Source organism: Siphonobacter aquaeclarae, assembly GCF_900103285.1.
Classification (GTDB): domain Bacteria; phylum Bacteroidota; class Bacteroidia; order Cytophagales; family Spirosomataceae; genus Siphonobacter; species Siphonobacter aquaeclarae.
This window is the reverse complement of the sequence record NZ_FNGS01000005.1, coordinates 377,678-402,929: the sequence shown is the minus strand read 5'-3', so window position 1 is coordinate 402,929 and position 25,252 is coordinate 377,678. Positions and strand designations below refer to the sequence as shown.

The 25,252-nt window shown below is 51.9% G+C and carries 25 protein-coding genes; 10 read left to right on the top strand and 15 right to left on the bottom strand.

What is annotated here, in order from left to right:
* Positions 1-194: 194 nt before the first annotated feature.
* The 3 genes from BLR09_RS14845 to BLR09_RS14835 all read left to right on the top strand — a co-directional run bounded on the left by BLR09_RS14845 (position 195) and on the right by BLR09_RS14835 (position 3,690).
* Entirely contained in the window at positions 195-1,295 is a 1,101-nt protein-coding gene (locus BLR09_RS14845) for an HU domain-containing protein (protein ID WP_093203749.1), read from the top strand.
* 127 nt (positions 1,296-1,422) lie between these two features.
* A complete protein-coding gene (locus BLR09_RS14840) occupies positions 1,423-2,346 on the top strand; it encodes a hypothetical protein (RefSeq protein ID WP_143011103.1) in 924 nt (307 codons plus the stop codon).
* Between the two features lie 57 nt (positions 2,347-2,403).
* Complete coding sequence (locus BLR09_RS14835; protein ID WP_093203744.1) at positions 2,404-3,690, top strand: bifunctional folylpolyglutamate synthase/dihydrofolate synthase; 1,287 nt, start codon at positions 2,404-2,406, stop codon at positions 3,688-3,690.
* Positions 3,691-3,875: 185 nt separating this feature from the next.
* Here BLR09_RS14835 and gap read toward each other — a convergent pair whose 3' ends face one another.
* Positions 3,876-4,871, bottom strand: coding sequence for a type I glyceraldehyde-3-phosphate dehydrogenase (gene gap, locus BLR09_RS14830; RefSeq protein WP_093203741.1), 996 nt, complete (start codon positions 4,869-4,871; stop codon positions 3,876-3,878).
* Positions 4,872-5,344: 473 nt separating this feature from the next.
* Between gap and BLR09_RS14825 the strand changes: the two genes are divergently transcribed.
* The 3 genes from BLR09_RS14825 (at position 5,345) to BLR09_RS14815 (ending at position 8,165) form a co-directional block, all read left to right on the top strand.
* Entirely contained in the window at positions 5,345-6,163 is an 819-nt protein-coding gene (locus tag BLR09_RS14825; protein WP_093204255.1) for a 2,3,4,5-tetrahydropyridine-2,6-dicarboxylate N-succinyltransferase, read from the top strand.
* Between the two features lie 311 nt (positions 6,164-6,474).
* A complete protein-coding gene (locus BLR09_RS14820; RefSeq protein ID WP_093203738.1) occupies positions 6,475-6,906 on the top strand; it encodes a helix-turn-helix domain-containing protein in 432 nt (143 codons plus the stop codon).
* A gap of 785 nt (positions 6,907-7,691) precedes the next feature.
* Complete coding sequence (locus BLR09_RS14815; protein WP_093203736.1) at positions 7,692-8,165, top strand: pyrophosphohydrolase domain-containing protein; 474 nt, start codon at positions 7,692-7,694, stop codon at positions 8,163-8,165.
* Positions 8,166-8,377: 212 nt separating this feature from the next.
* On the opposite strand, the gene BLR09_RS14810 is transcribed toward BLR09_RS14815, so the two are convergent.
* On the bottom strand, positions 8,378-9,460 hold the full coding sequence (locus BLR09_RS14810) for an AAA family ATPase (RefSeq protein WP_176785559.1): 1,083 nt from the start codon (positions 9,458-9,460) through the stop codon (positions 8,378-8,380).
* Between the two features lie 229 nt (positions 9,461-9,689).
* Here BLR09_RS14810 and BLR09_RS14805 point away from each other — a divergent pair, with 229 nt between their 5' ends.
* On the top strand, positions 9,690-10,199 hold the full coding sequence (locus BLR09_RS14805; RefSeq protein WP_093203730.1) for a GNAT family N-acetyltransferase: 510 nt from the start codon (positions 9,690-9,692) through the stop codon (positions 10,197-10,199).
* Between the two features lie 376 nt (positions 10,200-10,575).
* Here the strand turns inward: BLR09_RS14805 and BLR09_RS14800 are convergent, their stop codons facing one another.
* The 6 genes from BLR09_RS14800 to BLR09_RS14775 all read right to left on the bottom strand — a co-directional run bounded on the left by BLR09_RS14800 (position 10,576) and on the right by BLR09_RS14775 (position 13,573).
* Positions 10,576-11,133, bottom strand: coding sequence for a DUF4256 domain-containing protein (locus BLR09_RS14800; RefSeq protein ID WP_093203728.1), 558 nt, complete (start codon positions 11,131-11,133; stop codon positions 10,576-10,578).
* Between the two features lie 13 nt (positions 11,134-11,146).
* Complete coding sequence (locus tag BLR09_RS14795; protein ID WP_093203725.1) at positions 11,147-11,593, bottom strand: SRPBCC domain-containing protein; 447 nt, start codon at positions 11,591-11,593, stop codon at positions 11,147-11,149.
* 204 nt (positions 11,594-11,797) lie between these two features.
* A complete protein-coding gene (locus BLR09_RS14790) occupies positions 11,798-12,379 on the bottom strand; it encodes a YdeI/OmpD-associated family protein (RefSeq protein ID WP_093203723.1) in 582 nt (193 codons plus the stop codon).
* Positions 12,380-12,386: 7 nt separating this feature from the next.
* A complete protein-coding gene (locus BLR09_RS14785) occupies positions 12,387-12,770 on the bottom strand; it encodes a DoxX family protein (RefSeq protein WP_093203720.1) in 384 nt (127 codons plus the stop codon).
* Between the two features lie 3 nt (positions 12,771-12,773).
* Positions 12,774-13,241 carry an SRPBCC domain-containing protein gene (locus BLR09_RS14780; RefSeq protein WP_093203718.1) on the bottom strand — a complete coding sequence of 156 codons (468 nt, stop codon included), beginning with the start codon at positions 13,239-13,241 and terminating at the stop codon, positions 12,774-12,776.
* Positions 13,238-13,573 carry an ArsR/SmtB family transcription factor gene (locus tag BLR09_RS14775; protein ID WP_093203715.1) on the bottom strand — a complete coding sequence of 112 codons (336 nt, stop codon included), beginning with the start codon at positions 13,571-13,573 and terminating at the stop codon, positions 13,238-13,240. The genes BLR09_RS14780 and BLR09_RS14775 overlap by 4 nt, the downstream gene beginning before the upstream one ends.
* A gap of 690 nt (positions 13,574-14,263) precedes the next feature.
* Between BLR09_RS14775 and BLR09_RS14770 the strand changes: the two genes are divergently transcribed.
* Positions 14,264-14,578: an isochorismate lyase gene (locus tag BLR09_RS14770; protein WP_093203713.1), complete on the top strand. Its 315-nt coding sequence runs from the start codon at positions 14,264-14,266 to the stop codon at positions 14,576-14,578.
* 71 nt (positions 14,579-14,649) lie between these two features.
* On the opposite strand, the gene BLR09_RS14765 is transcribed toward BLR09_RS14770, so the two are convergent.
* From BLR09_RS14765 to BLR09_RS14755, 3 genes are all read right to left on the bottom strand, one after another.
* Entirely contained in the window at positions 14,650-15,936 is a 1,287-nt protein-coding gene (locus BLR09_RS14765; protein ID WP_093203710.1) for a spondin domain-containing protein, read from the bottom strand.
* 170 nt (positions 15,937-16,106) lie between these two features.
* Positions 16,107-16,622: a transposase gene (locus tag BLR09_RS14760; RefSeq protein ID WP_245689933.1), complete on the bottom strand. Its 516-nt coding sequence runs from the start codon at positions 16,620-16,622 to the stop codon at positions 16,107-16,109.
* Positions 16,623-16,626: 4 nt separating this feature from the next.
* On the bottom strand, positions 16,627-17,091 hold the full coding sequence (locus BLR09_RS14755; RefSeq protein ID WP_093203708.1) for a MarR family winged helix-turn-helix transcriptional regulator: 465 nt from the start codon (positions 17,089-17,091) through the stop codon (positions 16,627-16,629).
* Positions 17,092-17,258: 167 nt separating this feature from the next.
* Here BLR09_RS14755 and BLR09_RS14750 point away from each other — a divergent pair, with 167 nt between their 5' ends.
* Positions 17,259-17,801 (top strand): GNAT family N-acetyltransferase, encoded by a 543-nt coding sequence (locus BLR09_RS14750; protein WP_093203705.1) that lies wholly within the window; start codon positions 17,259-17,261, stop codon positions 17,799-17,801.
* Here the strand turns inward: BLR09_RS14750 and BLR09_RS14745 are convergent.
* The 3 genes from BLR09_RS14745 to gyrA all read right to left on the bottom strand — a co-directional run bounded on the left by BLR09_RS14745 (position 17,779) and on the right by gyrA (position 22,973).
* Positions 17,779-18,465 (bottom strand): aspartate/glutamate racemase family protein, encoded by a 687-nt coding sequence (locus BLR09_RS14745; RefSeq protein WP_093203703.1) that lies wholly within the window; start codon positions 18,463-18,465, stop codon positions 17,779-17,781. The two genes, BLR09_RS14750 and BLR09_RS14745, sit on opposite strands and share 23 nt — an antisense overlap.
* Positions 18,466-18,692: 227 nt before the next feature.
* Entirely contained in the window at positions 18,693-20,168 is a 1,476-nt protein-coding gene (locus BLR09_RS14740) for a tetratricopeptide repeat protein (protein ID WP_093203700.1), read from the bottom strand.
* A gap of 162 nt (positions 20,169-20,330) precedes the next feature.
* A complete protein-coding gene (gyrA, locus tag BLR09_RS14735; RefSeq protein ID WP_093203698.1) occupies positions 20,331-22,973 on the bottom strand; it encodes a DNA gyrase subunit A in 2,643 nt (880 codons plus the stop codon).
* Between the two features lie 99 nt (positions 22,974-23,072).
* On the opposite strand from gyrA, the gene BLR09_RS14730 reads away from it, so the two are divergent.
* On the top strand, positions 23,073-24,878 hold the full coding sequence (locus BLR09_RS14730) for a metallophosphoesterase (RefSeq protein ID WP_143011102.1): 1,806 nt from the start codon (positions 23,073-23,075) through the stop codon (positions 24,876-24,878).
* A 77-nt stretch (positions 24,879-24,955) separates the two neighbouring features.
* Here the strand turns inward: BLR09_RS14730 and BLR09_RS14725 are convergent, their stop codons facing one another.
* Positions 24,956-25,246, bottom strand: a complete 291-nt coding sequence (locus BLR09_RS14725; protein ID WP_143011101.1) for a hypothetical protein — start codon at positions 25,244-25,246, stop codon at positions 24,956-24,958.
* Between the last annotated feature and the right edge of the window lie 6 nt (positions 25,247-25,252).

Below are 25,252 nucleotides of genomic sequence, written 5' to 3'. Positions count from 1 at the left end.
GGCATTTCGCTCGCGTGATTCTCCGATCTTGCGGAAGTATTTTTCTCTTTTTCTTCTGGGAATGATTGTTTTCCGGATTTGACTTTTGCCGCGGGTTCGTGTACCTTTAAGTATCAGAAGAATTCCCTTCGAAAGAAATCTTTTGATAATCAGTCTGTTACAAAAGTGGTTCAACCTCAGACGCATAGTTGAAGATGACGACGATTCCGGAACATGTGAAAAATTTGCTTTTTGAGCAGGATTGTGTGGTAATACCTGATTTCGGGGGATTTATCGGCAATTTTGATTCGGCTACTTTTTTGCAGGACGGGCAGGTACTTCCTCCCCGGAAACGCTTGGTTTTCAATGAGATGCTTCAGTTCGACGACGGCCTGTTGTCGAGCTATGTAGCGACTGCCGAACATCGTTCCCGGGAGGAAGTCAAAACCCGGCTGCGTGCCTTCGTCGAGCATGTCCGCTCCGAAATCCGTCAGAAAGAACACTACCGTTTTGACCAGCTGGGAATGTTTACGCTCAATTCGGAGGGTAAGCTGGTTTTTGCTCCGGAAGGAAAAATCAATTTCCACGGCGACAGCTTTGGTATGCCCGAGCTGACGCCTGCTTTCGTACGGCAGACGCGCATAGCGCCGGTGGCCCGCCCGGCAGTGCTGGAGCCGGAAATCGAGGAAGTTGAGCAGGAGGCAGTCATTCGCCCGCTACCTACGCGTCGGAAATGGCTTTCCTGGACGGCTGCGTCGCTGGTTGTGGTGGTATTGGGGATCTGGTTTACCGGTCGTACGACCACGCTCTCGAGCATGAACCCTTTTTCGGTGTTTGATTTCAGTTGGGCGGCGAAAAAGAAAGCAGCGGCGCCGGTCGTCGCTCCGAAGGTGGAAAAAGCCAGGCCTAAGGCTATCGTGGCACCGAAGCCGACCGAATCTGCTACTGCGAAGTTCGAAGCGCCGGTAGCGGAAGTACCGAAAGCACCGGAAATCAAAGAAGAAATAGTAGAAAATCATACCAAATTCCTGGTCGTGCCTTCCCGCGTGAAATTTGTCGAAAGCGACGCGGCGGTTGAAAAGGGGTATTATATTGTCGCCGGCAGTTTCGGTGGTGTGAAGTACGCGAACCGGATGAAGACGCAGCTCGAGAAGGACGGTTATGCTGTACGTCTGATCAAACCCCGGACGAAGGGCCTGGTGAAAGTAATTATCGGAGAAAAATTAACTTCAGCGGAAGCAGCGCAACGTGCTGCACAGAAGCTGGGTACCCATTTCCACAACAATCTCTGGATCCTCAAATCGGTCGGAGAATAGTTGCATTTGCCGGATTTGGTTGTATTTTCGAAACCGGACTGTCTGACGGCCCGGTTTTTTCATGCCGGAATACGAATGTCAGCACACATTCGTTGTAAAGGAAAATTCAGGTATCGTGTCTCTTATTATGAACACTACTTTGCTGATCGAAGAAGAAGAACGGAAGAACCGCTCACAAGCATTTTTGTGGACGACGGTGATCTATGTTCTCCTTTTTCTGCTGCTCTGGCTGGTTGGAATGTGGAAGCTGACGCCTCCGCCCGAACCGATGGTAGGCATTGAACTGGCCAATCTCGGCAACGGAGCCCTGGGCAGCGGGGATATTCAGACACATAACAAACCCAGTGCGATCAAAAGCCGGGTGGAGTCAAAGCCGGCAAAGGAAGAAGCCAAAGTCGAGAAAGTACGCCACCGCGAAGAAATAAAGGAGGTTGCTCCGAAACCGACGCCTAAAGCTGTCGAAGCACCTTTGAAAACCTCGAAGGTGGAAAGTCCGGTCAAGGTGGTTCCGAAGCCGGAGCCGAAGGAGGTAAAGGAAGAAGCAAAAGTTTCCGCCCCTCCGAAAGCAGTGGCGAAGCCCGTAGAGCAGCCTAAAGTCGATTCTAAGGGACTTTACGGAAAAGCGAAGTCCAACGGTACGACAGGTACCAGTGACGAGCCTGGAGGCAACAATAACGGCCCCGCCGGTGGCAAGGGAGTAGGTGATTACGGCAGTCCGGATGGAAAGGTCGACGGAAAGGGCCTATATGGAAAAGGCAATGGCGGGGGTGGCGGCAGCGGGGGCTCCTCGCTGAGCATGACCGGGTGGACCTGGACACGCAGGCCGTCTCCTTCGGGGCTGAACTCCGACGGTAAGGCCGTAATACGCATCAAGGTGGATGAGAATGGAAACCTCATTTCGAAAACCGTCGTAGAAGCAACGCTGAGCCCGGCGGATGTACGGAAGTTGTTGCAGGAAATTGAGAAGCTGGATTTCGTTCCGACCAACTCTTCCGGTTCACGGCCGTCCAGTTCTTCCGGAACAATCACGTTTGTGGTACGTTCTCAATAGGAAAAGAACATAATCGAATGCATACCATGCGTACCTTTGCCGGGTACGCATTTTTTTATGACTTACCAGGAAACCATCGATTTTCTCTACCAGCAATTACCGGTGTTTCACCTCATCGGGAAGGAAGCTTTCAAGCCCGGGCTGGCCAATACCGAAGCCCTGATGGAGCTGACGGGCAACCCGCATCGCCGATTCCGTGCGATTCACGTGGCCGGTACGAACGGGAAGGGGAGCACCTCACACATGCTCGCTTCGATTCTGCAGGAAGCGGGGTATAAAACCGGCCTGTATACTTCGCCTCATCTGAAAGACTTCACCGAACGCATTCGGATTAATGGACAACCCATTGAAAAACAGCAGGTTGTGTCATTTGTGGAGACCTACCGAATGTATATTCAATCAATAAATGCATCGTTTTTTGAGTGGACGGTAGCCATGGCTTTCCATGAATTTGCCCGCCAGGAAGTGGATATCGCCGTAGTGGAAGTGGGAATGGGTGGCCGCCTCGATTCGACGAACATCATTACCCCGTTACTTTCTGTCATTACGAATATCGGATGGGATCACGCCGATGTCCTGGGAGATACCCTGGAGAAAATTGCGGGCGAGAAAGCAGGTATTATCAAGCCGGGTATACCGGTGGTGATCAGCGAACACGGTGAAGACGACGTCTTCCGGAAGAAGGCGAAGGAAACCGGTAGCCCGATCTTCTTCGCACCGGATTCTTACCGGGTTATGTCGGAAGAAGTAAACGGCGGATTCCGGAAAATGGAAATTGACGGTCCGCATGGCGCCCAAACGATAGAACTGGATCTGACAGGAAGCTATCAACGCAAAAATGTACTGGGCGTTTTGCGTGCTGTGGATGCGCTGAACGATGCAGGATTCGAAATCTCTGCAAATACGCAAACGTCAGCGCTCAGGCAGGTGGTTAAATTATCCGGTTTAAAGGGGCGTTGGCAGCAATTGGGTACTGATCCTCTGGTGTTTTGTGACACGGGACACAACGAACCGGGTATCCGGGAGGTACTGGAAACGGCAGCATCTATTTCGCACCGGCAACTATGGTTAGTGCTGGGCTTTGTAAAAGACAAAGATTTGGGCAAGATTCTTCCCCTGTTTCCGAAAGATGCAAAGTACGTATTCTGTCAGCCGTCTACGTTTCGCGGACTGGCTGTCTCGGATTTGGTCGAAAAGGCAGGGGCTGCGGGGTTGGCTGCCGAGTTCTTTACGCCGGATGTAAACGATGCTTTGCGGTATGCCAGGGAACATGCTGATCCAAATGACCTGATCGTCGTGGGAGGAAGTACGTTTGTTGTAGCCGATTTGGCAGAATTAGAATAGGACCGTTAGGCTACTAGCATTGTTCCGGACGGCAAGTTCGTAAGGTGAAGAAATAGGACGCCGTATAGGGCCTTTCTGGCGCGTTCAGGGCTACGTAAACTGGTGCGATGGCCGAACATCAAACCGGCTCATAAAAAAAGGATTCCAGGTACCTGGAATCCTTTTTTTATCTATTCGAAAACGAATTATGCGCCCAGTTTCGCAACGAGGTCAGCAACACGGCTGGAGTAGCCGGCTTCGTTATCGTACCAGCCGACGATTTTCACCAGGGTACCTTGTGAAGACGTCAGTTCTGAATCGAAAATGCAGGAGTGCTGATCGCCTACGATATCGGCAGAAACGATCGGATCCGTTACATAAGAAAGGATGCCTTTGAGGGGACCTTCTGCAGCGGCTTTCACGGCAGCATTGATCTCTTCAGCTGTAGCAGCTTTCTTGAGAACGAGGGTGAGGTCGGTTACAGAACCCGTCGGGGTCGGCACGCGGAGTGCAGAACCGTCGAGTTTGCCTTTCAGGTTCGGGAGAACCAGACCGATGGCTTTAGCAGCACCGGTAGACGTCGGGATGATTGACAGCGCGGCAGCACGTGCACGGCGGAGATCGCTGTGCGGTGCATCCTGAAGATTCTGGTCAGCCGTGTAGGCGTGAACCGTCGTCATATAGCCCTTCTCGATGCCGAACGTATCGTCGATGACCTTCGCCATCGGCGCAAGGCAGTTCGTCGTACAGGAGGCGTTAGAGATGATTTTATCGTCAGCGGTGATGGTATCGTCGTTCACGCCGAGTACAACGGTTTTTACGTTGCCTTTGGCGGGAGCAGAGATAACGACACGCTTGGCACCAGCGGTGAGGTGTTGTCCGGCACCGGCTTCGTCTACGAAACGACCGGTAGATTCGATGACCACGTCGACGTTGAGTTCACCCCAGGGGAGTTGCTTGGGATCGCGCTCAGCATAAGCGTGAATCTTCTGACCGTTAACCGTGATGCTTTCCGAATCAGATTCAACGGTTCCGGGGAATTTGCCGTGGATAGAATCGTATTTAAGGAGGTGAGCAAGCGTAGCGTTGTCTGTCAAATCGTTGATAGCAATTACTTCGATGTTTTCCTTTTCCAGCAGGCGACGGAAGGAGAGCCGTCCGATGCGTCCGAACCCGTTGATTGCGACACGAACTTTGGTCATGTTGAAAATAGATTATGGTTTCCGGGTGCAATATTAAAGAAATAAAGGGGAAAACAGAGGGACGGAGGGAATAATTGGCGCGAGAAATTTAGCAAACCAGAAGAGAATAGAATTAGCAAAACTAAGTAATTAGTAACTTTTACTAACGTAATTTAGCTAACTTTCTTATCTGCTAATGCGTGTTTCCTTTATTTTACTAAATCCTCTCCCTGCCTGTTCGTTCTTATCTATTCTTTTTGCTCATTTTTAGCTCTTCTTTTCTACGCCAAATAATATTCTGTTTTATCGGGCTCCATCTCTTCAGTATTTCTTATAACTCTATTAATATACTTAAAACCAGTACTTTATCACTGAAAAGATCGAGTAGGAGGTGAGGTTCTTTTTTCACGGTTTCTGAAGAAACCGTGATGACAAAATGTCGTATCGATACTTTCCGTCATTCCTTCTACCTTTACAAAAACATTACAAACCGCATGAGTACGCTACAAACCACCATTGAGCAAATCTGGGAAGATCGCCAGTTGCTAACCACACCTTCTGCTAAAGATGCCATTGCTGAAGTCATTGAGCAAGTTGATAAAGGTACCCTCCGGGTAGCCGAGCCGTTGCTAAACGGGGACTGGCAAGTCAATGAATGGGTTAAGAAAGCCATCGTCCTCTATTTTCCCCTGCAGCAGATGAAAGTCGAGGAAGTTGGAATTTTCCAATACCACGACAAGATGAAGTTAAAGACCGGATACGATGCCCTCGGCGTACGGGTCGTACCGCCGGCCGTTGCCCGTTACGGTTCCTATATCTCAAAAGGCGTTATTCTGATGCCTTCTTATATTAATATAGGTGCCTATGTTGACGCCGGCACGATGGTGGATACCTGGGCTACTGTAGGCTCCTGCGCGCAGATCGGAAAGGACGTTCACCTCAGTGGCGGCGTTGGTATCGGCGGCGTGCTGGAACCCCCTCAGGCGGCTCCGGTGATTATCGAGGACGGCGCCTTTATCGGGTCGCGCTGTATCGTTGTAGAAGGGGCCAGAATCGGCAAAAAAGCCGTTCTGGGAGCTGGCGTAGTCATTACGGGTAGCTCCAAGGTAATCGACGTTACGGGTGATTCTCCGGTCGAATACGTGGGTCGTGTACCGGAAAACTCCGTCGTTATTCCGGGCTCGTTTACGAAGCATTTCCCGGCCGGCGATTACCAGGTACCCTGCGCCCTGATTATCGGCAAGCGGAAGGAAAGCACAGATCTCAAAACATCGCTGAATCAGGCGCTGCGTGAGAACAATGTAGCCGTATAATATAACTGACAGGAATGTAAATTCGGAAGGAGAGGCCCCATGCTTCTCCTTTTTTTGTGTCCATCTGTAACGTATCCATTTGTAATTGAATCGGGTGTTCCTTTTGTAATCTTCCAACGAAAACACTGGTTTACAATCGTAAACCACGCTGATTATCAGCAATTCCAGCACCAATTCACATTTTACAATCGTAACAATCCAAATGTAACTTCTATTTCCAAGTGTGAATTTAATTTTGTTTATCGTTTTCCTTGCATTGTTTACATTGTTGAAATACATTTGTGCATCCGCACTAGTCACAATTGTATATTATGAGCGACAAAGAAAAAGTCCTGCACCTGTTGGAGTCCAAGAATTTGACCGCTGCCCAGTTCGCCGATGCCATTGGAATCCCCAGATCGAGCATTTCGCACATATTATCGGAGCGAAACCGCCTCAGTATGGACATTACGCGCAAGATCGTGAAGCATTATCCGGAGGTGACCTTCGAATGGCTCTGCGATGAAAATCCGGCCGCGCCTGTCCAGGCAGCCAAAAACCAACCTCAACCTGCTTACAGTCAATCCTTTAGGTCCGAATTCCCGTCCAATTCAAGGCCGCCAGAATCGCCCAGAAAGAACGGAGCTGCACCGAAGGTCGATTGGTTGCATTCTCGCGGGGAGGAAACTGCGCACCAGGAAGGGAAACATGTCGTCAAGATGATCGTTTTCTATTCCGACCAAACCTGGGCTGAAATCATCTGATCCCATGCACCCGAATGATGTGTTCGGGTTTTTCTTTGTATGAAATTATAATTGAATATTCATTCGAAATGATCCGAACAGAACGACCCATTTATGGGTGAGGGCGAGTTCGCTCCTGGTGGTTGAGCGGGTCGAAACCACCGGCTAGTTCACAAAGGGGCAGGGGACGTGGAGCATGGTGTTGGAAAAGGACCTCAAAAGTTGCCATGACAGCCGCTGCCATCCAGTGGTTGAGCGGGTCCAAACCACCGGACGGTATGCCCAAACCAACAACTATACTTCTTAGCGGTTAACGCTCTTTTCACGGAAATATTCAACTTTGAAATCGGGAAATACGTTGCCGTTTTACTTGCCAGCCGGTCAGCTTTTGTCTTGGTCATCTCACGAAACAGCTTCACCCAGTACCTTCAAGACATACGAGATCCAGTATCCATTTTTGTACTTTTCCCTGAAACGCTTTCCCCGAAATCCCATCTTTTCAGTACTCTCAGGACCGCGGTCCTGACTTCTCTCCACTCATTCATTTCTGCGAAACCGTCTCTTGACACAAGCCCGGATAACCGGTTCCATATCACATGATTAGCAAAAGAGGGCCGGAGGTGTTCCACGTGGATAATAAGTAGCTAATACCGAGCCACTTAACTAAAAAACACCTGTGGAACGCCGCAAATGCACATTTGAACAGGCAAAGGGTAGGCGCGGGGCTGTATCTTTGCGTATCTTCGGAGAGCTTTCGGACACCTGCCGAGAGCCTGTATTCAACATAAAGTAGGTTATCAGACAACATGGAACCCTTATATTCTTTGAGTCAAGTCGCTGAATTTCATCGTACTTTTCATGCTCCTGTTTTACCGGATCCACAAATTCCGGCCGATAAACGGGCCAAACTCCGATACGATCTGCTCGCGGAAGAATTGAAAGAATTCTGGGAAGCTGTGGAAGCAAAGGATATCGTTGGTGTCGCGGACGCGCTCTGCGACCTGCAGTACGTCCTATCCGGCGCGGTGCTCGAGTTCGGCCTGGGAGAGAAGTTCACTGCCCTCTTCAACGAAGTCCACCGCTCCAATATGAGCAAAGCCTGTGAGACCGAAGCGGAAGCTCAGGCCACCGTCGCCTACTACCTCGATAAAGACGGTACCCAGGCCCACTACCGCGAAGACAACGGCAAATGGCTCGTTTTCCGGGATGCCGACCACAAGACGTTGAAATCCGTTAATTACTCTCCTGCTGATCTGGAGACGATTCTGACGAACGAGTAATCTCCTGACCCCGGAGGGGTCTAATGTCATTGACCCCGGGCGTTTTGCCCGGGGTATTTCCCTCACCTGTGCTCGTTTCGTTTTGGGTCCCGGGGCTACGCCCCGGGTTATTAACGTTTGACCCCTTCGGGGTCGGTGGCGGGTACGACTTTCCAGGCATAAAAAAGTCCGCAGCGTGGGCTGCGGACGGTAGTAAACGATCCTATTCTGCTTCAGAAACCCAGTTTTCGGTCAACGGGTACTTCTGCAAAGTTCTCTTCTCCTGCATTATAGAGCTCTGCCAGCGTCACCGGATGCGTAAAAGACGGCTCCTTGCCGATCTTTTCGGCCAGTTGGTTGGCCTTGTCGGTATCGAGCGCGCGGAAGGCATAGCGGGCAATCAGGCGCCCTTTACGCAGAATCGCCTGATCGATGTTCCGGAGGTCGGTATTAAAGGTACAGACGATTTTGAAGCTCAGGGCGTCCGCCAAAAGGCCATCGCCGATGTTGAGCAGGTTGGTCAGCCCGCTCGACGCCCCGCCCATCTTCTGCTCGCGGGGTTTGAGGAGCTCTTCGCAGTCTTCGACGATGAGAATCGAATCCCGATAGTCGGTGATAAACGGGATAAACTCCGGCGAGGCCATGAAATCCATCAAATGCGGCGGCAGGAAGATGATCTTCTTGTTGAGCGTCGAGATCAGGTAGCGCAGGTACGTCGTCTTTCCGGTGCCGGGAAGGCCGTGCAAGAGCACAATTCCGTTAGAATTGGGTTCTTTGAGGAATGTCTCGATGCGTTCGTGTACGGGCGAGAAATCGTCGTTGTAGTTGGCCCTCAGGTCGATGTCATGCTTGCGGATCTGGAAGGCTTTCAAATCGTACCCGTAGTCGTTCCGCATGATCATGTTGAAGAGATCCTGCTGGTTGGGCTGGGACTCTTCCATGCCCCGGAAACACGCCAGGACGTCTTCCACATCCGCTTCTGAGACGGCCGGCCCTGAATATATCTCAAAATTGTGGTAGTTGGACGACACCCAGAACTGCTCCCGGATCTGTACCGCAAACTCCATCAGCCGTTTCGGGTGCTGGGGATTGGGGGCGATACCGGGTGAGTGCTCGTGAAAGGTCCGGTAAATCAGCGACTCGTCCGACAGGTCGAAACGCTCCCGCAGGGCATTGAGCATGATCTGCCGGTCCACGTTCTTGACATACCGGTGTATCGTCGGCAATACATTAAAACAATGGTAAAAGAACCCGTGCAGGGATACCCCGTCGGAATCGATAAGGCTGAGATCTTTGGGAGGATAGATGAATTTCATGGTGATAGAGAGGATCGACTCCAAAATAGACATTTTTTTAAGAAGTCAGGGTACCACTTTCTCATCGGCGCTCAACCGGTCCCGCAGATACGTTGACGATCAAGTCATTCCGGACACTGCTCTCTGTTCTCTATTTCATTTTCATACCTCGCTGCATGGGAGAGTACTTAACCATTGCTAGTTAGATTATCCTATATTACATTGCGGTTCTTCAAGCCATGACAAACCAATGATCCTTACCCAAGTCACCCCGGGCGACCTGAAAACGCTTCAGTTGCTCGCCTCCGAAACCTTTGCCGATACCTACGCCGCCCTCAATACCCCCGAAAACATGGAGCGGTACCTGGAAGAAAAGTTCAACGACGGGCAACTGCACCGCGAACTAACCGACCCGAATTCATTCTTTTATTTTGTTTCGGAAGGAGACGAAATCCTCGGATACCTGAAACTCAATACCGGCGCATCTCAAACCGAGCCGCAGGATCCCCGAGCCGTGGAGCTCGAGCGTATCTATATCCGGAAGGAACACCAGGGGCGGCAGCTCGGCGTCGTCCTGTTTGAAAAGGCCGTGGAAGTAGCCAGGGAGCTGAACGCTCCGTACCTCTGGCTCGGCGTCTGGGAAGAAAACCCGAAGGCATACCGCTTTTACCAACGTATGGGCCTGGTACCCTTTGATTCCCACGTATTTAAGCTCGGGGACGATGAGCAGACGGATATTTTGATGAAGATGGAATTGTGAAGGCAGTTTTCAGTCTTCGGTTTTCTGTTTTCAGTTGGGAAGGCGACCGTCTTCCCCTCGGGGTGATTGAGCTACGTCGAAACCACCCGACAAATCCGGTTGCTGATCTTTTGTCTGCCAATCGACTCGCCACGCTGGTTTCGACGTAGCTCAACCACCGGCTATGGCCGTAGAGGTAATGGTTTGGACGGCAAACTGAAGATGGAATTGTGAAGGCGGTTTACTGTTTTCTGTTGGGAAGACGGTTGCTGATCTTTTGTCTGCCAATCGACTCGCCACGCTGGTTTCGACGTAGCTCAACCACCGGCTATGGCCGCAGGAGGTAACGGTTTGGATGGCAAACTGAAAACCGTAGACTGTAAACCGAAAACCCTATTCAGACTCTCAAAAGCCCCCGAAACCCCCGCGAGCTGTAATACGACTGCGCGCCGTTGTGATACACAAAAACGTGTTCGTAGCGGCGGTCGCCAAAGAGCGCACCACCGTGCTGACGGATGGCGGGCGGGGTGACGATCCAACTGGATGTTTTGGTATCGAATTTGCCAAGCTCCTGAAGGCGACGGTATTGGGCTTCGTCGAGTAATTCAATACCCATTGCAGCAGCGATATCAACGGCGCTGTCGTGCGGCTTGTGTTCCTTCCGGGAATCGAGTGCTTCGCGGTCGTAGCACACGTTGCGGCGACCTTTGGGCGTTTCGGCTGAACAATCAACAAAGAGGTATTCGCCTGATTTTTCATCCCGGCCAATCACGTCCGGTTCGCCTTGTGTTTCCTCCATTTGCTGAAGGGACCATAGCTTGTCCGGACGCGCTTCCAACCGGGCCTGAACATCCGGCCAGGCTATATCCGGGTGCCGGTGTTTGTGCTTTTCAAAGCGGGTTTTGAGGAGTTGCAGAAGGGTATTCTTTTCTTCGGAAGTGAGGTGTTTTTTCATGGCTGACAGCGTCTTATTTTCCCTGAAGCTGAAGCAGATACGCCTGTAGTTTTTCCACGTTTTGCTGAAGCCCCTGGTCGGCCCGGAATACGCGTACGACGGTCTCGAATAATTCGGCTGTTTCGAACGTCATCGTCCACTCCAGCAGGGTTTCCTGCTCTCTCGGTTCGAAGACAATCGTCGCCAGGTAATTCGGATTATAGTGCTGCAGGACAATCTTTTGATACGGTTCTATTTCCTGGAAGATACTCTTGTTCGGATATGTCTTTCCGTCCGGACCTTTCATGGTCAATCGCCAGACGCCGCCGGGTTCTACGTCCATCTGGTGAATCTCGTTGGTGAAGCCATTCGGTCCCCACCAGTTTGCAATGTGCTGTGGCTCAGTCCATACCCGCCATACAACCTCAATCGGCGCAGGCAGAAAAGCGGTAATGGTGATTTCGCGGTTGGAAGATGACATGAGAATCAGTGGTTTAGAGTTGGAAGCTTAGAGTTGGGCAGTGCCCGATGGTTGAGCTACGTCGAAACCAGCGTGGCGGGTCGAATGGTTGATATAAGTTCAGGAATTGGCGCGTCGGGTGGTTTCGACGTAGCTCAACCACCCCAGGGGAGGGAAACGTCGGCAGCCTTCATAACTGAAAACAAAAAACTGAAAACCGAAAACTCACTCGTCCTCCAGACCTTTCCCATCCAATATTTGCGGGATGTATTTTTCGACGCGGGCCTCGCGGGTTTTCGCCTGTTTTGCCGCACCGAAGTAGAGCAGATATCCCTTTTGCCGACCGGGCGTAAGCGATTCAAAAGCGGCTTTCAGTTGCGGAGAGGCATCGAGTTTCTGCTGAAATTCTTCGGCCACGTGGAAATCGGCCGTCGTTTTCATTTCGACTTTCAAACCGGCCCGTTCCACTTCAATCGCCTCATATACATAGGCTTTGATCGTAGCCTCAAGATCGATGATTTGCTTCAAACTGGTGAAGCGCATCTGCCGTGCCGCCTGTACGTTTTCAGTCTGTTGAATAAGCAGTCCTTCCGGATCCGCTAACAGCGCGCCTTTCGGAAAAAGAATGGCACAATAGTCCTTGAAATCGTGGATCAATACCACGTTTTTCTGCTGGTACATGTAGCAGGCGACACCCCATTTCGGCGCTTCGTCCAGCCCGCAATCCAGGATGATTTTACGCAATTGCCTGACTTCCTTTTCCCACTTTTCGGTGCCGACGAAATAGAACTCGGTCTTCGGATTCATGTGTGTATCAATAGGTTGAGGATATCAGCTTCCGGTCGGTCGGGCGGAAATACCACGACACAATCGTCAGCGTCAGCAACAGTAGCGAAGGGAAGATCTCCTTCACCGGATTTCCGAAAGCAATATGCGAATAAATCGCGCCGCTCATCGAAAAGAAGAAGCCGGCGTAGGCCCATTCTTTCACCAGCGGGAAGCGGGGTACCAGAATGGCAACCGCCCCCAGAATCTTCCAAACGCCCAGCAAGGGCAGAAAATAGGGTGGGTACCCCAGTTTGACGACAAAATCGACTTCTTCTTTCACACCCAGCAGCTGCACGCCGCCCGTCGAGACCATTCCCAGCGCCAGCCAGCCGGTCGAAATCCAATAAATAATTTTGTTTCGTTTTGACATGGCTCAGGCGAGTTGAGAGACGATTTCCTGTAAACGGTTGTGCGCCATGTTGAGTCCCTGGCGAAAGGGGAGCTTCAGCATCTGGTCCCGCAGGGCGACGGTTTCATAGACCGTATGCATGCGGAGCCGGCTCGTCCGGTCTGTCACCGCTTCAAATTCCAGAATTTCCAGCTGAACACCAAACGGGGCATTGTCCATCTCAAACGTCCGGATGATTTTCTGATCCGGCAGGAATGTATGAATGGTACCGTGTGCACTGAAGACGATATTCCCCTGAGGGTCAGTCGTTTCAAAGCGCCAGCTGCCGTGCGCTTTGTTTTCAAGCTTGCGGACGTTGGTACTCATCCATTGTTCGAGCAGGGCGGGCTCTGAATAGGCTTTGAAAAGCAGCGACAGGGGCAGGTCAAACTCCCGGTTGATGAAGAGATCGTGCTGGCCCTCAGCAGCCTCGACGGTGGTTTTTTGTGTCATGATTTTTGTTCGTTTTGTGCCTGATAGGCTTTCATTACGGCTTCGAGTTTATCGAAACGGGCTTCCCACATGAGGCGGAAGGGCTCTAGAAAATCTGCTATTTCCTTCATTTTCATGGGATTAAGGTGATAGATCATTTCCCGTCCGCTGGCTTCCTGGCGCAGTAGCTCACACTCGGTGAGGATTTGCAGGTGTTTGGAAACCGTCGGCCGGGCGGTGTCGAAATTGGCGGCAATAGCGCCGGCAGTCATGGCCTGGGAAGCAACCAGCAACAGAATGGCCCGTCTGGTCGGATCGGCGATGGCCTGGAAAACATCTCGTCTCAGATTCATTATGTAGCTATTTGACTACAAATATATGCGAAGTCATTTGACTACACAATAGTAACTGGAAAAATTTCGCGTTTAAGTAGATATGGTTTTCGGTTTATCGTTTTCGGTTTTCTGTTTTGAAGGGCGAACGAGTTTTGTTAAAACCATAACAGTGCAACGGAATGCCCTGAAATGCGCGATAGCCGGTGGTTGAGCTACGTCGAAACCAGCGTGGCGGAAACATCAGGGATTCAAAAGATCAGTTATTGAAAAGTTGCTCTTGAAATCTTGTTCATCAACAAACTCGCCACGCTGGTTTCGGCGGAGCTCAACCACCGGCTATGACCGTCGCAAGAAACAGGAGCACACCCAACAGAAAACTGAAAACCGCAAACTGAAAACTCCCAAAATCGATTTCCCGCAAAACGGCCCACAGATCGATCCTTTTTGCCTGTTCAAACGTGATCGCTATTTGTTTCATAATTTATATTATGTTAAATAATATAAGGAATGGCCCCTGCAGCGATGACAATTCGTTAACGATTCCTAAATGGAGTATTGCTCCTTTTCATGGATGAGGTCTTCAAATGATATTCACCTGGCAATAAAAAAAATACTCCTGCTCCTGTCGCCGCGGACACTATTCTGTCTGTTATTATTGCCGGCTCATCTGCCCGCCGGAAACCGGTAGCTCTGCAGATACCTATTACCATGCACACTCCAGTCCAGACACCCGATGCCTGCCGCAACATGGACGAAATCCGGCAAGCTATCGATGCCCTTGATCATGAAGTAATTACCTTATGGGCACGAAGATTCGAATACGTCAAGGCAGCCGCCAGATTCAAAACCGACGAACAGGCGGTCCGCGCACCCGAGCGCTTCGAAGCGATGCTGGTTCAGCGCGGACAATGGGCTCAGGACCAAGGTCTTAACCCGAAGGTTATCCAAGAGCTCTACCGGAACCTGGTTTCTTACTTCATCGAGGAAGAATTAAGCCATTGGCAGCAACCTCCTGCCCGCTAACGACGGCGTGTTTTTGACAGAAGCTTCGCAAAAGCTACTGCCAAAAACACGCTGATAGTCAGTTAAGTACTCTACTGCAATGTCACCTTCACAATACTTCCGATCGCCGGCAGCGTCGTGAATTTGTTGGGATTGGGTACCGGCCCGATGGCTTTGCTTTCGGCTAAAGGCGTTCCGGCAAGGTTAGCCTGCGTGACACCCGCTCCGGGAAACTGGTCAACCGCGGTACCATTGTCATAAAGCGCTATAGAGTTCGATACATCTCCTACTACACTTCCGTCGATGTCATTTCCACTGGTAGCGAAAAACCAATCGTTCGAAAAGCCATACATGGTGGCGATAGCGATCCGGTCTCCCGGTACCAGCGAAAGCATCTGCGCTACTTTTCCTCCGGCTCCGCCCCCAATCCGCGGCAGCAATACCGTGGAGGTCGGCTCCTTCAGGACATACACGCTTTTGACACCGCTTTTCCCTTTCAGGGCGGCCGCCAGGATATCCGCATTTCCCTTTTGGGCCAGATCCTTCAGGCCTTCTCCCCTGTCGTTTTCACCGGTTTTGTAAAACGGATTTGTATTTCCCTGATATACAACGACTAAAACAGGCGAAAGCGGTGTAAAAATACCCGTTTGCGCCGTCAGCGCGGCGCTCATCGGGGCAATATCCCCTGCCTCTGCGATACGCGTCAGACCTTCCGAAGTGGCTTTTCCGCTGGCATAAATCGGTTCGGGCGACAGCAAATTACCACCCGCAACGTACGAGATCGCCCAGGTACCCGGACTGAACGGCGTCTCGTTGGCCGTGCCTCCGGATTTGTTGCTGATTGTCACGGTAAAAGTCGAATTCCCCTCATACTTGAGCGATACATTCATCAGCTGGGAAGCAGGCAGGAACGCATGGCCATACTCATCCATACCGTTTACTTCTTTCACGTTCTGGAGAGTGGCTTCGGCGGTACCGGGATGAACCAGCTTCGCCCCCGGGGTATCATTCACCCGTGTGCCGTTGTCCCATAGTTTGATTTGCGTGGAGACGTCGCCCGTCACGGGCACCCCGTCGTCACCATACAGTTTGATACCCGGATTCTCCGGAGCAAAAAACAGATCATTGCTCCATCCGTACATCGTCGCGAAGGTCAGCCGCTGGTTTTTCGCAGCCGAAAAAGAAAAGGAGACAGACTGTCCCGGCAGAATAACCGGTGGCGTGCCGGTACCCATGAACGTCCCCGACTCCACCAGCGGCTTGCTGTCCAGTACATTTTCGATGGTTAAGGTTTTGGTAGTCGGCTGTACGTCGTCGTCCTTGGAGCAGGCCGAAAGAAGGAAGGCTGCGGCCGTCAGCCCGAGCAATGATCGTATCATCTTTTCAGTGTTTTGCGTGATGGAATGATGCAAAACAAAAAAGACAGTATCCCCGGGGTATCACCGAATCATAACAAAAGTGTCACGGCTGTGCCTCGGGGCAGCATAGTGCAAAAAAGGGATGCAGCAACATGGCTGCATCCCTCCGTCTTCATGGCTTTTACGTAGTTTTATCCCGATATCCGCATACCAAAAACACGAATACATAACGGGATCATTCCTATCGAAACGGCGATAAAAATCGCTACCCGTACATAATTCAGGAGCTGCCAGCGGGCTGTCCGGCTAACGAGGTCGACCGTCGACGGGCCTGTCTCCGCTATCTTCTGAAAGGCAATAATATTCGGAGCAAAAAAAGCCAGCGTCCAGATCCGGACGGCCACGTGGACGGCAAACAGAATCAGCAACCCGTTTCTTACCGGATCGAGTTTCCAGCAAAAGACGATCGCCAGGATAAATGCGACTTCATGGACAGAATGGAAGATTATCCAGAAGGTTTTGAGACTGACTCCCCTCCCGTCCAGCAACAACGCAAAATTCTGCGGCGAGGCAGCCCATTTGGGCACAAACACCAGTGTTTCAAAGATCTGTGCACCGTTCATCAGAAAATACAGCAACGTGGTGATGCTGAGCCATAATTCCGCCCGGGTCAGGTATGTAGTCGTCATTTCTTCCATTTTGATCATAGGGTCAACGGTTTAGCTCGTTCGTCATTTCCTTCATCAGGATCGTGGCGCCGGTGAAATAGCGTTCAATCGCCTGCAGTTCCGTCTCCGAAAAAGTAGTGGTCAGTTCGGCTGTCCGGCGTTGCAGTTCGGCGAAAATCGGTTGCAGCAGCTTCATGCTGTTTTCAACGTTCGGGACGATGATTACCTTCCTCCTGTCCTCTTGTGTAAACCGCCTCTCCAGCAGGTTTTTCTTCTCCAGACGATCGATCAGACCGGTCACCGCTCCCGTGGTCAATCCTGTCAGTTTCGCGATGTCCCCTGCTGTCAGTTCAGTATGTTGAAGGATCAATCCCAGATACTTGTGATCGGCGCCAGACAACCCGACCTTCCGTGCAATGGCTTCATGCATCAGAATCGAGGTGTCGGAGTATTGCCGGCTGGCCTTTCTGAAGGCGTCCAGCCGTTCGCTTTTCTTTTGACTATCCATAGAATAAATATCTTAGCTGCAAAGATAAATAGATTTAAAGATATTATGCAAATGATGCCGGAAATGCTTTTCCAGTCCGGCATCATTGCTTCGTTTTATGAATACCCTTATTTTTCAGCGGGTACTCGCTCTTCCTTCATCTGAAAATCAGATCACTCCGAACCCCTATGCTGTCTTCCTTCCGATTTCTGGGTACTGCTGACGCGGCGAGCTATCGCGCACTCCGGCTGGAGTGCCTGCAGACGGCCCCGGACGCCTTCGGGTCACGTTATGAAGATGAATTACAGGCTGTAACACTCAAGTTCGACCCGGTACTTCAGGGTCGCCAGCCAAATGATTTCCTTGCCGGAGCGTTTGTCGGCGACCAATTAGTAGGTATGTGTGGTTTTATCCGCGAAACCCGGGCCAAGTCGCAGCACCGGGGAGACATCAGCCATTTTTTTGTTTCCAGACCGGGTATGGGAATAGGCTCGGACCTACTCCACTATACTGTAAATCAGGCATTTGCACAACCGGACCTGGACGTGATTACGCTCGGCGTCGTCGCCGGAAATGAAAAAGCCATCCAACTGTACCAAAACGCCGGGTTCACGACGTATGGCCAATTGGATGACTACTACCGCTCGGAGGACGGAAAATCATGGAGCCTGATTCAGATGGTGCTGACCCGGGCAGGATACGAAGCGTCTATTCCACCGAAAAACGAATAGCTGCTTCGGAATGAATACGCGTCGTGTCAAATACCGGCACGGACACATCCTGCTGGCTCAGCAACAAAGGAATCTCGGTACAACCCAGAATAATCCCCTCCGCTCCTTTTTTGATAAGTCCATCGATAATGGCCAGGTAGCGGCTTTTCGTTTCTTCCCGGATAATGCCGCGACCCAGCTCTTCTTTAAGCGTTTGCTGGATATAGTCCCGATCGGTTTGGCTTTCCGGAACAAACGCGTCGATGCCCTGCGCTTTCAACCCGTCCAAGTAAAAAGACATTTCCATCGTGAATTTTGTACCAAGTAGTCCAACTTTTTTCAGGCCTTCGCCGCGAATCGCTGCTGCCGTCGCCGGTACAATATGGATAAGCGGCACGCCGAGTACGAGCTGGTCGGCCACCGCGTGTGCCGTATTGGCGCAGAGAACGATCCCCTCCGCACCTGCCGCCTCCAGCCGCTTGCAGGCCTCCTGAAGCAATCTCCGGCTTTCATCCCAGTTTCCCCCCGTATTGTTTCGCTGGAAATCATTGAAATTCAGCGAGTAAACGATACACTCCGCAAAGTTCAGTCCGCCAAGCCGGGCGTTGATTCCTTCGTTGATGTACCGGTAGTAATCGACCGTCGATGTCCAGCTAATGCCGCCGAGGAGTCCGAGACGTTTCATTCCGTTTTCAATTTTCAGTTTCCCGTTTTCAGTTTTCAGTTTTCAGTTTACGAAACGCAGCGGGTATGTTTTGGTTCGGATCGGATCGATTCGTTTGCCATTTCTTTCCCGGCAGGAATGTCCCGGGTTCTCTTTAACTGAAAACAGAAAACCGGAAACTGAAAACCCTTGCAAACAAAAATCCCCGCAGGTTCACTGCGGGGATTTCCAAAAAGACTAAACCGGAATTAGTTCAGCGCGCTGATTTTTTCATCGTACGCGGTTGACTTTTCGAGTTGCTTCAGGATGTTGTACGTCTGAGCAAGGTTCGTCTTCAGGTCTTCTTCCTTGCGGACAGACCAGGCTTTTTCGAAGAAGGGCAGCGCCTGCTTGAACTTGGCGATAACCTGCTCTTCGATGGCCTTACCTTCTTTGTTGTAGGTATTCATGTCCATGGCATCTACTTTGCCTTTCTGAACAACACCTTCGTTGAAGAAGAAGACACCCATCTGGTAGTTCGCATCGTAGTTATTTCCGTCGATGGCCAGTACCTTCTCGTAGTTGGCTTTTGCCTGGTTCTTTTCATTTTCCCACTTCGCGGTCAGCTCAGCAACTTTCTTCTGGCTTTCAGCGAGCTTGGATGCGTTTGCCTGATCGGCAGTGGCTTTTTCCTGGGAGGCAGAAGCAAGTTTCTTCTTCGCATCGGCCAGCTTCGTTGTTACGTCGGTCAGCTGGCGCTTGAGTTCCTTATCTGTCGGCTTCTTCTTAAGGGCAGCCGTCAGACGGGTCACTTCGTCGCCGAAGAGTTTTACATCTTCTTCCGCTGCTTTCACTGCTTTACCGGAATCACCGGCTTTGCGTGCTTCGGTTTCGTATTTCGACAGCTCTTCGCGGGTCGTCTGAGCAGCGTTGTCATACAGAATACCCAGGTTCACGAGGTTCTGGGCGTTGCTCGGATCTTTGTCAACAAGGGCTTTCAGGTCCTTGATGGCGTCTTCGGTACGACCGGACTGGAGGTAGATGTTGATCTTCTCGTTTTTCAGGTCTTTGCTGTCCGGGTTGGAAGCAATACCCTTGTCGAGGATCTTGATCGCTTCCGCATCGTTCTTTTCTCCCCGGTAGATGTTGGAGAGCGTATAGAAGATAACGGGATCTTTGCCGCCGAGTTCGAGGTACTTCGTGAAGCCTTCCTTGGCCGAAGCGTTATCGCCTTGCTGCTGGGCAACAATACCGGTGAACATCGCTGCCGTGGTATCACCCGGCTCGATGACCATGGCGGTCTTGAGCAGCTTGAGCGCGTCGGCGAAGTTCTTGTTCTGGTACTTGGCATTGCCCTGACCTACGAGGCCATAGTACAGGCGAAGTTTGTCTTTGGCTTCCTTGTCTTTCGTGATGGCCTTCTGAGCATCCTTGGCGGTGCTGCCCAGTTTTCCTTCTTTCGTATCCATCTCGATGGCCTTCTTATAGGCTTCGTAAGCGCCCAGCGAAGACATCGAATCCAGGGAAGAAAGCTTCGGGTCGGTAGCGAGACCTTCGTACACCTGTCCTTTTACGAACCAGGTTTTGGCTTTGGTTGAAGATTTCGGATCCTGTACCGCTTTATCTATCTCCTCCTTTGCCTTGTCGAGCTTACCGCTTTCCAGGGCCATAATCGCACTATTCTGGCCGTAAGCAGAAGCTGATAACAGGCCTACTAAAAAGGCCGGAAGAACGAGTTTCTTCATCTTGGAATACAATTGTTGGTTTAGTTACTACGCGAAATAAACAATTTTATTGATTGCGTGAAAACCGGGGCGGGATTTCCCCGGGCACCCTGCGACCAATCCGGGCCTTCCGCCGACAGTATAAAAAAGCCCCGGAGACCTGTCGTCTCCAGGGCTAAAAAATCATGCCTCCGGTGTTGCTTCGGGAGGGGTTCCCGGTGCTTCGCCTTCCAGGCCTTCGGTTTGTTCCTCTTCTTCTTTCTCGATTTTCGTGATCGAAGAAATTTCGTCGCCGTTGCGAAGGCTGATCAACCGGACACCCTGCGTATTCCGGCCCATTACCCGCAGGTCAGCCACCGCGAAACGGATCGCGATACCGGACTTGTTGATGATCATCAGGTCGTCATTGTCGGTTACCTGCTTGATTGCCACGAGCTTACCGGTCTTATCGGTCACCTTCAGGGTAGTCACCCCTTTGGCGCCGCGGTTGGTCAGACGGTAATCTTCAATATCCGAACGCTTGCCGTAGCCTTGTTCGGATACGACGAGCAGCTGCGCCGTCGACGGATCTACGACGCAAACCATGCCGATTACTTTTTCACCACCGGCCAGTTCCACGCCCTTCACCCCGGTAGCGGTCCGGCCCATCGGGCGAACTTTCTCTTCGTTGAAACGAACGGCACGGCCGGCGTCTACGGCGATGATGATTTCGTTCGAGCCATTGGTCAGCGCAACGTCAAGCAGGCGGTCGCCTTCGTTGATGTTTACAGCGATGATACCGTTCTGCCGCGGACGTGAATAGGCTTCCAGCGAAGTCTTCTTCACAATACCCTGCTGGGTACACATCACAATGTAGTTGTTATTGATGTAATCCGGATCGGAAAGCGTCTTGACGTTGATAACGGCCCGGATCTTCTCGCCTGACTCAATGTTGAGCAGGTTTTGGATCGGCCGTCCCTTCGCCGTCTTATTCCCTTCCGGAACATTGAACACCCGCATCCAGAAACACCGCCCTGCGTCGGTAAAGAACAGCAGGTAATTGTGCATGGTGGCCGTAAAGAGGTGTTCGGTAAAGTCCGTGTCCTTGGTCTTGACGCCGCGCGCACCTACGCCGCCCCGGCTTTGGGTACGGTATTCGCTCAGCGCGGTACGTTTGATATAGCCTTCGGAAGAAATGGTAATGAGCATTTCCTCGTCGGCGATCATGTCTTCGATCGAGAGCTCGTCGTCCGCATGTGAAATCTGCGTCCGGCGTTCGTCGCCATACCGGGCTTTCAGTTCGGCAAGGTCATCCTTGATGATGCCGTACTGGCGCTCCTGGCGGGCGAGGATATCTTCGAGATCGGCAATAAGCTTGATCAGGTCGGCGTGTTCTTCGACGATCTTGTCGCGCTCCAGGCCGGTCAGGCGCTGGAGACGCATTTCCAGAATGGCTTTGGCCTGCGCTTCGCTAAGAACAAAGTTCTGATCTTCACCCTGGAAGGTATCGACAATCTGCAGCGTCCGGTTCGGATTGGCGAGGAAGGCTTTTTTCTGATCAGCCGTCATGAAGTCGCCATTCATCAAGCCCTGCTTCGCTACTTCCGGATCGCGGGAAGCCCGGATCAACGTAATGACAGCGTCAAGGTGATCGAGGGCTACCAGCAGACCTTCCAGGATATGTGCCCGTTTCCGGTTTTCCTTCAGGTCGTACTTCGTGCGGCGGACAATAACATCCAGCCGGTGATCGACATAGTGCCGGATCAGGTCTTTCAGGTTCAGCGTCATCGGCCGGCCTTTGACGAGGGCGACGTTGTTGACACTGAAGGCCGTTTGCAGCGGCGTATGCTTGTACAGGTTATTCAGGACGACATTCGGAACCGCTTCCTTCTTTAGTTCGATAACGAGACGGATACCGTCCCGGTTAGAACTCTCATCCCGGATGGCAGAAATACCTTCCAGCCGCTTGCTCTCTACCAGTTCGGCGATTTTCTCCTGAAGAACCGCTTTGTTGACCTGGTAAGGCATATCGGTAATAACGATCTGATCCTTACCGGTTTTCGTTTGTTCGAACGTGGCGTTGGCGCGGATAACGACCCGGCCCTGACCGCTTTCAAACGCTGAACGAATTCCGGAAAGACCATAGATCGTACCTCCCGTCGGGAAATCCGGACCCTTGATGTAGTGCATCAGGTCGGCCACGGTTACTTCCGGGTTATCGATATACGCCGTAATCCCGTCCACGATTTCCGACAGGTTGTGAGGCGCCATGTTGGTGGCCATCCCGACGGCAATACCTGCCGAGCCGTTGAGGAGGAGGTTCGGAATCTTTGCCGGAAGTACCGTCGGTTCCTTCAGGGAATCGTCAAAGTTGTTCTGAAAATCAACGGTATCCTTGTTGAGGTCGGCCAGCATTTCCTCCGCGATCCGCTTGAGACGCGCTTCGGTATAACGCATAGCCGCCGGGGAGTCGCCGTCGATGGACCCGAAGTTACCCTGCCCGTCGACGAGCGGGTAGCGGAGGGACCATTCCTGCGCCATACGAACCATCGTGAAGTACACCGACGAATCGCCGTGCGGGTGATACTTACCCAGTACTTCACCCACAATACGGGCTGATTTCTTATAGGGCCGGTTGTAATTGACGCCGAGTTCCTCCATTCCGTACAGCACGCGGCGGTGCACCGGTTTGAGGCCGTCACGAACGTCAGGTAACGCACGGGAAACAATCACCGACATCGAGTAGTCGATGTAGGCACCGCGCATTTCATCTTCGATGTTAATGGGAATGATGTTACCGGAGTTACTACTTTCTTCGGGGAGAAGATCTTCTGTGGTATCAGCCATTTGAATTCAATTTTCCCTTATCTCACGCAGGGATTCCTACTTTTAAAGAAAATCAAAAATACTTATTTTTCACCTTTCTTTCAAGTAATCTATACGGAAATGGAGCACCGGTATTGTCCGAGCCTTATCCTTTTGTTCCTGATTGCCTTCGCCTTTCAACTGCATACCGTTTCGGCCCAAACGCTCACCCGGGGGCCCTACCTGCAGAAAGTCACTAAGAATCAGGTCACTATCCGCTGGCGTACAGACCTGCCCGTGAAGGGATGGGCTACCCTCACCCCCGCCGGATCGCAAACGCCGCTGACGTTCACCGAAAATGAGGCCGTCACCGATCATGCCGTCACGGCTGCATCCCTTACCACCGGTACGCGGTACAGCTATGCCGTAGGCGCCGGCACGGTGACCTTTAAACAGGGAAACGACCTCGTCCTGGAAACGGCCAGCGACGCCGGTAAGACCCGTATCTGGCTGCTGGGCGACTTCGGCAACGGCAGCGACCGGCAAAAGCGCGTTCTCTCTGCCTATGAAGACTACCAGAAAAAAGCCGGCTCTCCCCGTACCGATCTCTGGCTCTGGCTGGGCGATAATGCCTATGGCATCGGTACGGAGCAGGAATTCCAGGATAATACGTTCAATGTGTATGGAAACCATCCGGTGATGCTCCAGACGCCGTTCTATGCCGTCCCCGGAAACCACGACTATGCGCTCAACTACGACCTCCGCAAAACGCATCAGATTCCGTACCTCCGCCTGATTTCTCCGCCGTCTGACGGAGAAATGGGCGGCGTGCCTTCCGGCAAGAAGGAATACTACTCGTTCAACTTCCGGAATATCCATGTCGTGGCATTGGATTCCTATGGTTTTGAAACCCCGGCTGACCAGCGCGTCTTTTATCCCGAAAACCCGCAGGTAACGTGGCTGAAGAAAGACCTGGAAGCAGCGCGGAACAATCCGGCGATCCGGTGGACCATTGTTCTCTGGCACCACCCTGCCTATACCTATGGTTCTTACAACTCGGATATTGACCCGGAACTGGCCAATATCCGGCAAAATCTTCTGCCCGTGCTGGAGCAGTATCCGGTAGACCTGGTTTTCTGCGGGCACAGCCATGTGTACGAACGCTTCCGGATGATGAAAGGACATTACGGAGTCGGCAGTACGTTCCAGCCGGCCAAACACATCGCGCCGGGATATACCAATGCGGCCACAACCGGCAAGTACGAAGGAAGCGGCTGCCCATACGTAAAGAAAACGGGCGGAGAAGGAACGATCTATGTCACCAATGGTTCGGGCGGCGCCGGAGGAGGTTCGCAGCCGGTGTGGCCGCATCCGGCGCTGGTATACGGCGAAAACAAGGGCGGATCTGTGGCGCTCGAAATAAACGAGAACCGGCTTGATTACCGCTGGATTTCGGAAGACGCCGGCGTACGTGATCAGTTCACCCTGTTCAAAGACGTCTCGAAAAAGAAAGAACTGACGATCAACTATGGCGATTCGCTCCGCCTGGCAGCGTCCTGGGAGGGAGCATACCAGTGGTCAAACGGAGAAACAAAAGCCTCCGTCAGCGTACGACCTTCTCAGAATCAGACTTTTATCGTCAGGGATAACGCGGGCTGCCTGGCTGACACGTTTGCGGTGAAAGTACTCCTTCCGCTGGGGTCCGATCCCGTAACGGCAAAAGACGTGACCGTATCGCCCAATCCCGGAAAAGGTCACTATGCTGTTTCTTTCCCGCAGGGCTTTAACCGGCTGGATGTATGGAGTACGGAAGGCCGGCTGATCGAAGAACATACCCTTTCCAGCTCTCCGTTTCCCCTCAACCTGATCCACCGCCCGGCAGGCGGCTACATCCTGCGGTTATCGGGTACGGGAGGGGTGAGAACGGTGCGGGTGCAGAAGGAGTAGTGCATGGGGCAAAGGTCGAAAGATTTTGGGTTAACTGGTACATTATCAAGATATTAACCGGCCCTATGCCCCCTGCCCTACACTTTCTCCCACGGCAGCAACTTCTTAAACTTCTTCTTCGACTTGGGATCGTTGTTTTCCCGGTAGAGGCTCTTCTCCTCCGCCTCGCCACGGCGGTTCTTCATTTTCCAGGCGAAACTATGGGTGGGGGAAGAAAAGATGGATCTGCCCCGGTAGATACGTCCTTCGTGACGGTGTTCCATCGTCACATGGCAGCTCTTCATCGGGCATCTCGGCGCCCAGCAGGAGCTCAGAAAAGCCATACAGGCTATCAGCAATACATACTTCATCCAAACGTGCGTTTTCAATACCTA

What these genes read in the sequence shown, in the direction of transcription:
- BLR09_RS14845 (WP_093203749.1), top strand. Translation starts at nt 195, where the DNA reads ATGACGACGATTCCGGAACATGTGAAAAATTTGCTTTTTGAGCAGGAT.
- BLR09_RS14785 (WP_093203720.1), bottom strand. Translation starts at nt 12,770, where the DNA reads ATGTCAAAACGAAACAAAATTATTTATTGGATTTCGACCGGCTGGCTG.
- BLR09_RS14820 (WP_093203738.1), top strand. Translation starts at nt 6,475, where the DNA reads ATGAGCGACAAAGAAAAAGTCCTGCACCTGTTGGAGTCCAAGAATTTG.
- BLR09_RS14760 (WP_245689933.1), bottom strand. Translation starts at nt 16,622, where the DNA reads ATGATCAAAATGGAAGAAATGACGACTACATACCTGACCCGGGCGGAA.
- BLR09_RS14810 (WP_176785559.1), bottom strand. Translation starts at nt 9,460, where the DNA reads ATGAAATTCATCTATCCTCCCAAAGATCTCAGCCTTATCGATTCCGAC.
- BLR09_RS14835 (WP_093203744.1), top strand. Translation starts at nt 2,404, where the DNA reads ATGACTTACCAGGAAACCATCGATTTTCTCTACCAGCAATTACCGGTG.
- BLR09_RS14755 (WP_093203708.1), bottom strand. Translation starts at nt 17,091, where the DNA reads ATGGATAGTCAAAAGAAAAGCGAACGGCTGGACGCCTTCAGAAAGGCC.
- BLR09_RS14800 (WP_093203728.1), bottom strand. Translation starts at nt 11,133, where the DNA reads ATGAAAAAACACCTCACTTCCGAAGAAAAGAATACCCTTCTGCAACTC.
- BLR09_RS14765 (WP_093203710.1), bottom strand. Translation starts at nt 15,936, where the DNA reads ATGATACGATCATTGCTCGGGCTGACGGCCGCAGCCTTCCTTCTTTCG.
- BLR09_RS14815 (WP_093203736.1), top strand. Translation starts at nt 7,692, where the DNA reads ATGGAACCCTTATATTCTTTGAGTCAAGTCGCTGAATTTCATCGTACT.
- BLR09_RS14790 (WP_093203723.1), bottom strand. Translation starts at nt 12,379, where the DNA reads ATGAATCCGAAGACCGAGTTCTATTTCGTCGGCACCGAAAAGTGGGAA.
- BLR09_RS14770 (WP_093203713.1), top strand. Translation starts at nt 14,264, where the DNA reads ATGCACACTCCAGTCCAGACACCCGATGCCTGCCGCAACATGGACGAA.
- BLR09_RS14795 (WP_093203725.1), bottom strand. Translation starts at nt 11,593, where the DNA reads ATGTCATCTTCCAACCGCGAAATCACCATTACCGCTTTTCTGCCTGCG.
- BLR09_RS14840 (WP_143011103.1), top strand. Translation starts at nt 1,423, where the DNA reads ATGAACACTACTTTGCTGATCGAAGAAGAAGAACGGAAGAACCGCTCA.
- BLR09_RS14740 (WP_093203700.1), bottom strand. Translation starts at nt 20,168, where the DNA reads ATGAAGAAACTCGTTCTTCCGGCCTTTTTAGTAGGCCTGTTATCAGCT.
- BLR09_RS14750 (WP_093203705.1), top strand. Translation starts at nt 17,259, where the DNA reads ATGCTGTCTTCCTTCCGATTTCTGGGTACTGCTGACGCGGCGAGCTAT.
- gyrA (WP_093203698.1), bottom strand. Translation starts at nt 22,973, where the DNA reads ATGGCTGATACCACAGAAGATCTTCTCCCCGAAGAAAGTAGTAACTCC.
- gap (WP_093203741.1), bottom strand. Translation starts at nt 4,871, where the DNA reads ATGACCAAAGTTCGTGTCGCAATCAACGGGTTCGGACGCATCGGACGG.
- BLR09_RS14780 (WP_093203718.1), bottom strand. Translation starts at nt 13,241, where the DNA reads ATGACACAAAAAACCACCGTCGAGGCTGCTGAGGGCCAGCACGATCTC.
- BLR09_RS14825 (WP_093204255.1), top strand. Translation starts at nt 5,345, where the DNA reads ATGAGTACGCTACAAACCACCATTGAGCAAATCTGGGAAGATCGCCAG.
- BLR09_RS14745 (WP_093203703.1), bottom strand. Translation starts at nt 18,465, where the DNA reads ATGAAACGTCTCGGACTCCTCGGCGGCATTAGCTGGACATCGACGGTC.
- BLR09_RS14775 (WP_093203715.1), bottom strand. Translation starts at nt 13,573, where the DNA reads ATGAATCTGAGACGAGATGTTTTCCAGGCCATCGCCGATCCGACCAGA.
- BLR09_RS14805 (WP_093203730.1), top strand. Translation starts at nt 9,690, where the DNA reads ATGATCCTTACCCAAGTCACCCCGGGCGACCTGAAAACGCTTCAGTTG.
- BLR09_RS14730 (WP_143011102.1), top strand. Translation starts at nt 23,073, where the DNA reads ATGGAGCACCGGTATTGTCCGAGCCTTATCCTTTTGTTCCTGATTGCC.